Origin of the sequence: Rheinheimera muenzenbergensis, assembly GCF_036984005.1 — a bacterium.
Classification (GTDB): domain Bacteria; phylum Pseudomonadota; class Gammaproteobacteria; order Enterobacterales; family Alteromonadaceae; genus Alishewanella; species Alishewanella muenzenbergensis.
This window is the reverse complement of sequence record NZ_JALAAR010000034.1, coordinates 1-6,508: the sequence shown is the minus strand read 5'-3', so window position 1 is coordinate 6,508 and position 6,508 is coordinate 1. Positions and strand designations below refer to the sequence as shown.

Here is a 6,508-nt window from a genome sequence, read left to right as displayed (position 1 = left end):
AAAATAAGCGAACCGGGCCGTTCAACAGGCGTTTAGCCGTCACTGAACAACGTGCCGGATAAAACGCTAAAGCGTTATGTTCATCAGGTACGGAGATAATTGATAGTGTCTATTGAAATCATAGTTGCTGCATCTGGTGTTGCCGTCAGTTTGGTCTCGGCATTCATAAGTTCTTACCTAAAAAAACATTCCGACAAAGAGCGTAGTGAGCTTAGCGATGATGTAAAAAGAACTATCACTGAGATTGGACTTAGTGTGGCAGGCATAGAGATTATGCATTCTGTTAAATCTGAGCCACAACAAAGTAATGTTGAAATTACTGATGAGCTTCTAGCGAAGATTGAAGAAGGAATAGTCTCAAAGATTTCCAGCCAAGGTGAAATATCGCATGATGATGTAAAAGCTGAGGTTGGAAGAGCAGTACAAGAAATTAATTCACGTTTAGAAAAAATTGAGGCTAGATTTCCCGACAAGTCTTCTATTGATAAAATTGCATCGATAAATGATGCTCTTTTTGCTGAACGACTGGAGCAGCTATCTTCTAGAATTACCGAAATGGAGAAAAAGCAGCTCAGTAAATGGGACGTGGCTTTGGTTGTTTCCATGATTGTCGCTGCAATCTTTACCGTAGTAGGTACCACGTACGCCGTATTAAAAGCCGTTGGCGTAGTGTCGTGAAAAACATAACAAGTCCAGCCACATTCGCCCCTTCGGGGCTGGACCTCCGCACTGCGTGCTCCGGCCTGTGCTTTGCGCTAGAACTCATGAAACGTAGGTGCTGTCGTGTCACTGACGTATAGATGACGAATGTTTGTCGCCAATATTTCCGATATTTTGTTAGAGAATAGGTTCTTCACTTAACCGAAGGAATCAGTTGTTAATGAAAATTAATGCAGCATTAGTTCTCGAAATACGGTTGCGTCGAGCTTGGACTCAAGAGCAGCTTTCTCAATTCTCCGGGCTGAGCCACAGGACAATTCAGAGAGTCGAAAAAGAAGCAACAGGGTCGCTCGAAACAAAAAAGGCGCTTGCTGCAACATTCGAAATTGATATTACTGACCTTGATTACGAGGAAGTACCTGTTATGAAAAAATATGAATATAAAACGGTAGAAGTACCCTTTAAGATGAGCCTGTTTAAGTCTGGTACGCCTGACATCCAGAATTTATTAAATGCTGAAGGCGATTCAGGCTGGAGATTGAAGGAGATCGTGTTACCGGCTACGGGCTTCGGTGAGTCTACCTCCATGGTAATTATTCTAGAACGAGAAAGAATCGAATGAGTTCTAACAAAGCCAAACACAGCGACAGCTTTTCCGTTGCGACTTCGCCTTCACCACAAAGCTGCGCGAGTTGGCGGCGTTAGGCTTCATTCGGATTGAGCATGATTCTATTTAATGAAGAAATAATCACACTGCTGAACGAGTATTTTTCGAAGGAACCTCAATTCGTTGAGGTTATTATGCTTGCCTCATTTGGGCTGAATATACAGTTCGTCGATTTTAATATTCAATGCAACGAGCGTGTGTTTGCTTCAATCAATGGAAAGCCCTACGTGTGGGAGGATGCCCCGAATTCTGGCCCATGGGGTGCTCTTGGAAGGCAACTTGCGAAGAAAGCCATGCTAAAAACTAAGTCATTATTAACAATTACGTTTGCAAGTGGTGATTCAATCGATATTGAAACATCCGAAAGTCCTTATGAATCGGTAATTTTTAATTTCCCGCCACGAGGGAATTCGTTTGTTATGGAAGTATTTTAATGACGCTAAAGCCTAAAAAGTCAATCAACTTCGCGCCTTCGGGCGCTGGACGCAGCAAGTTGCGTCGGCTAATGAAGCGTTATGAGCTAAAGATGAAATATCTACCTTTTGTGGTTTTCTTATATTCAGGTATTACTTCCGCGTGCGTAGTAGGTCCAGAAAAGGTTGTGCCTACTCCAGAAATTGGCTTTGAAATCAAAGTGGAAGCTAGTGATATTTGTGATGACTGCAGTGCTATTACAATTAGTGCGCCTAAGAGTTATGAAGGTAATCCTTATGCTCATGCGCTTTTCACGGTTCTGTCAAATAATCAGGTCATGTCAAAGTCTATAAATTATCTTCAAAAGGACTCTGAAAGTACTGTTTTCATGGGTATTGTAAGTCAAGCTGCAGGTATAACTTACGAGATAGATCTTTCGTACGGTAATCACCGGTGTATGTCATATGAGTTTAGCTATACCAATCAGTAGGTTGGTTCACAACAAGTCATTAAAGAATACGCCAAAAACTCATTGATAATGCCTACCTGTGTTGCGCACCTTGAAGCTGCGTAATAGTTGCCCTTTCGGGCTGTTGCTTAAGTGCAACATAGCGGTGACCTTTCCCCCAATTATTGACGCCATCGCCACGCTGGAATTATTACAGCTAAGTAATGCTAAAGGCTGCACAGCGCAATAATGCCTCGCGAAAACCTGCATTAAATGGTTGTTTAAATATACTGTTTTGTCTTTGAGTTGTTGCTCTGCAACTTGCGGGCGTAAAATCCGCATTTTGCAGCAACCTAAATTGCAACAAAGTAAAAATGCTTGATTTACATTCCACTAGCACCATAGACTGGAGCTAATTTTGCAACTCGCAGGGTTTGAAGCACGCAACTCGCGGGTTCTGGTCTTTTGAATAAGCTGCTAGCAAATATCTTAACTTTTTGAATCTTGTGATAGGGATAATCTAAAAATGGCACAAAATGAATCGTCTCAGGCTTTTCGTAAGTACTTTGTCTACGGCACAGTATTTGGTGTAGCCGTTACCTTGATTGTTTGGTATTCACTCAAATTTTTTCAGTAAAACATTAGGATATATTTATTGCTAACAAACGCCAGCACAAGGCGCCTGCGGCGCTCTACTTGCAACAAGTTGCTCGCGCGTGTGGCGGGCGCTACTGGGCTTTTATCTTATGAGAATGCTTTATCTATAACATCTAAAGTACTGGCGACAAGCACATTACAGGGGTAGCAGACATCTATGCATGGAATTATCCGTTTTTTGAAATGGGCATGCGCCATCATTGCCGTGATTGGCATTGCATCGCTGGTGGCGGGGTTGTCGTTTCGCTCGGGGTTAGGCACGCCAAGTACTGAGTTTAAAGAAAAAGCAGTGTATGCACCGCATGGCGTAGTGGCGACCAGCCAACCTTTAGCCAGTCAGGCTGGTTTGGCGGTGCTGCAAAATGGTGGCAACGCCATAGATGCTGCAGTGACCGCCGCGGCCGTGTTGAGCGTAGTGGAGCCTTATATGACCGGTATCGGCGGCGATATGTTTGCTATGGTTTGGTTGGAGTCTGAGCAGCGCCTGATTGGTATCAATGGCAGTGGCCATGCCGGTGCGCTGATGACGCTGGACAAGTTGGCGGGCCGCAATCGCGTACCCGACGAGGGTGCTAAATCCATTACCTTGCCTGGCGCGCTAAGTGGCTGGGCAATGTTGTTGGAAACCCATGGCACAATCAGTCTGGCGCAAGCATTAACACCCGCTATTGCGTTGGCCGAAAACGGCTTCCCCATCTCTAAAACAACAGCACAGGAATGGGGCCTTTTTGAAAGTAAAATCAATTATGACCAGGGGGCAAGAAGCACCTTTTTAATTGATGGCGCCAGGACGCCTGTTGCCGGCGAATGGTTTGTAAACCCGGACTATGCCAACACACTGAAACTGATCGCCGCTGAAGGGCCTCAGGTGCTGTATGGTGGTGAACTGGGTGAGAAAATTGCAGTAAGAGTGCAGGAGTTAGGTGGTTTTTTAACCCCTGGCGACTTTGCCAATTATCAGGCGCAGTGGGTAGAGCCGATGTCAGTGTCCTATAAAGAGTATCGTTTATGGGAGTTACCACCGAACGGGCAGGGCATAGCGGCACTTGAAATGCTGAAAATATTAGAACCCTATGATTTAAAGGCGATGCAGCATAATTCAGCCAGCTATTTACACCATCTTATTGAGGCCAAAAAGTTAGCTTATGCCGACCTCGAGCATTTTGTCGGCGACGCCGAATTTATGCAGATACAAGCTGAACAGTTGTTAGACGACGCTGTTATTGCTAAGCGGCGTGCGTTGATTAAGCCGCAACAGGCCATGCAGCAAGCAGAGCCGGAAGCTTCCCTCACCACCAGCGACACCACCTATTTGAGCGTGGCAGACAAAGACGGCAATATGGTGTCTTTTATTAACAGCATTGCAGGGCCTTTTGGCTCCGGCGTTGTTGTGCCGGGTACCGGTTTTGCGTTGCAAAATCGCGGTGTGGGTTTGTCAGTGCAAGCAGACCGCGCCAACACCGTTGCCCCCGGCAGAAAGCCATTTCATACCATTATTCCTGGTTTTGTCACTAAAGCCGATGCTGAGGGTAAGCAACAACCCTGGTTAAGTTTTGGTATTGTCGGTGGTCCGCAGCAGCCTCAGGCCCATGTGCAAATGCTGCTGAATATGGTGGAGTTTGGTATGGATATACAAGAAGCCATTGATGCGCCAAGGTTTCGCCACTGGCAAGGCAATAGCGTGAGCTTTGAGCAAGGCATCCCACAGACTACAGTGGATGAGCTCTATTCGCGCGGACATGCGCCGCAAAACCCGGTGATGGCTAGCGTGCAGGGCTTTTTTCACGGCAATAACCCCGGCCTGGTATTTGGTGGCGGACAAGGTGTGATGAAAACGTCCAAAGGCTATGTCGCAGGTTCTGACTCCCGTCGCGATGGGGTGGCAGCGGCACATTAGCTATCTTCCCATGTGTTTGTATGCCTTTGAGTTTTTTATCCGCGCCTTGCAGGCGTGTCCCCGTACTTTATAACGTCATAAATTGCAACAACCTAAAAACGCTTGATTTACACTTGGCTAGCACAATAGACTGACGCTAATTTTGCAACTCGCGGGATCTTAACCGGGCAACTTGCGGGCAGGGCACCTTCCATTAAATTGTTAGGTGCTAAAGGAGAGTAAAATGGAACTATCAAATTTTTTACCATGCATAATACTGCTGGTTTTTTCTGGCCTTTCGTTGGGAATATGGAAAACGGAAGATAACAGTCAGACAATATTAATGATTTGTATGGGGTGGGCAGCGATCAGTGTTCTAAGTTTAGTCGGTAGCATGATGTTGTTTATTGCAGGAGGTATAATCCTTCCTGTTATCTTATCCATACTGTCCGCACTTTCAGCCTATGTGGCAAATAAGTTTAAAAATCTACAACGCACCTAACAAGCCAGGTTATCGGGAAATCAATCACTGCTTGAGGGTCATAAACCATGCTGCTTTACAGAGCTGGAGATTAAATTGAAAAACTGGCTTGAAACTAAATTGGAAATTAATCATGGTGAAAATACGCCATTGCTTTCAATGGAGGGGTTAAGAGGTCTTGCAGTTTTTCTAGTGTTTTTTGTTCATTATAGTTCCTTGGTAGATCCTTTTTTATTCGGTTTTTCAGTAACTTTATCGAAGTTTATTAATGGTTTTGGGCATCTGGGGGTAGATTTATTTTTTGTTCTTAGTGGATATCTGATCTATGGGTCTGTGCTTGATAAAAAAACATTTTCGCCCATCAATTATGCAAAAAGAAGGGGGCAGAGAATTTATCCAACTTTTTTAGTCGTTTTCGCCATATATATTGCATTATCATTTATTTTTCCAAGTGAAAGTAAACTGCCTGATAAAACATCAGAAATGGTGACTTACATAGTACAAAATCTGTTTTTGTTACCTGGTATATTTGATGTAAAACCAATCATTACAGTAGCTTGGTCTTTGAGCTATGAAGTGTTCTATTATCTAATTATTCCCGTAGTGATATTTTCATTAAATATGAAAAAATGGGATGTTAATAAACGAATTCTGTTTTGGATCTCAGTTTCAGTGGCAGGTATAGTTAGCTGGGCGTTTTTAGGTGGCCCCGTTCGCTTGCTTATGTTTATTTCTGGTATTTTATTGTTTGAGCTTCACACGAAAAAACAATGCAAAATAGAAAAAGGAGGTGATTTTTTCTTAATTATAGCGTTAGTAATCTTTGGGTTTAGAGCTGTATACGATTTTAGTTTTTTGTTATCAATGGTGTCGGTGTTCATACTATTTTTATTGTTTTGCTTGTGCGCTTTTAATGTGCAGTCAAAAACATATAAATGGTTGACTTTTACGCCTCTAAGGTGGCTCGGTAATATGAGCTATTCTTACTACTTAATTCATGGGCTTACTTTGAAGTTTTGTTTTTTGGTTCTCGGAGTTGTCCTCCCTGCAGAGTATGTCAGTGAACATATATATTACTGGCTTTGGGCTCCTTTATTTGCGTTAACTCTGATAACTTCATTTGTACTATTTCTAGTTATAGAAAGACCATTATCTTTGCAGGTGAGCAGGCTGCCAAAATCTTCTAACAAACTAAAGCAACTGACTTCTAAAGCAGCCGCTGATTAGAGCGTTGGTATGACTCCCCACGTCAAGCAGGTTGAGCTTATTTCTGTTCAGTTAAGAACCTTCTTTTGCTGTTAAAGC

7 protein-coding genes are annotated in these 6,508 nt (G+C 43.5%); all 7 read left to right on the top strand.

Features of this window, described 5'->3' with window-relative positions; genetic code table 11:
* The first annotated feature begins 105 nt into the window (after nt 1–105).
* The 7 genes from MN202_RS20280 (at nt 106) to MN202_RS20250 (ending at nt 6,430) form a co-directional block, all read left to right on the top strand.
* Nucleotides 106–678, top strand: a complete 573-nt coding sequence (locus MN202_RS20280) for a hypothetical protein (RefSeq protein WP_335737955.1) — start codon at nt 106–108, stop codon at nt 676–678.
* Nucleotides 679–880: 202 nt separating this feature from the next.
* On the top strand, nt 881–1,282 hold the full coding sequence (locus MN202_RS20275; RefSeq protein WP_335737954.1) for a DUF4177 domain-containing protein: 402 nt from the start codon (nt 881–883) through the stop codon (nt 1,280–1,282).
* Between the two features lie 101 nt (nt 1,283–1,383).
* Nucleotides 1,384–1,761, top strand: coding sequence for a hypothetical protein (locus MN202_RS20270; RefSeq protein WP_335737953.1), 378 nt, complete (start codon nt 1,384–1,386; stop codon nt 1,759–1,761).
* A complete protein-coding gene (locus MN202_RS20265) occupies nt 1,761–2,231 on the top strand; it encodes a hypothetical protein (RefSeq protein WP_335737951.1) in 471 nt (156 codons plus the stop codon). The genes MN202_RS20270 and MN202_RS20265 overlap by 1 nt, the downstream gene beginning before the upstream one ends.
* A gap of 772 nt (nt 2,232–3,003) precedes the next feature.
* On the top strand, nt 3,004–4,743 hold the full coding sequence (gene ggt / locus MN202_RS20260) for a gamma-glutamyltransferase (RefSeq protein ID WP_335737950.1): 1,740 nt from the start codon (nt 3,004–3,006) through the stop codon (nt 4,741–4,743).
* Nucleotides 4,744–4,966: 223 nt separating this feature from the next.
* Nucleotides 4,967–5,224: a hypothetical protein gene (locus MN202_RS20255; RefSeq protein ID WP_335737949.1), complete on the top strand. Its 258-nt coding sequence runs from the start codon at nt 4,967–4,969 to the stop codon at nt 5,222–5,224.
* A 75-nt stretch (nt 5,225–5,299) separates the two neighbouring features.
* Nucleotides 5,300–6,430 carry an acyltransferase family protein gene (locus MN202_RS20250; RefSeq protein WP_335737948.1) on the top strand — a complete coding sequence of 377 codons (1,131 nt, stop codon included), beginning with the start codon at nt 5,300–5,302 and terminating at the stop codon, nt 6,428–6,430.
* The last annotated feature ends 78 nt before the right edge of the window (nt 6,431–6,508 follow it).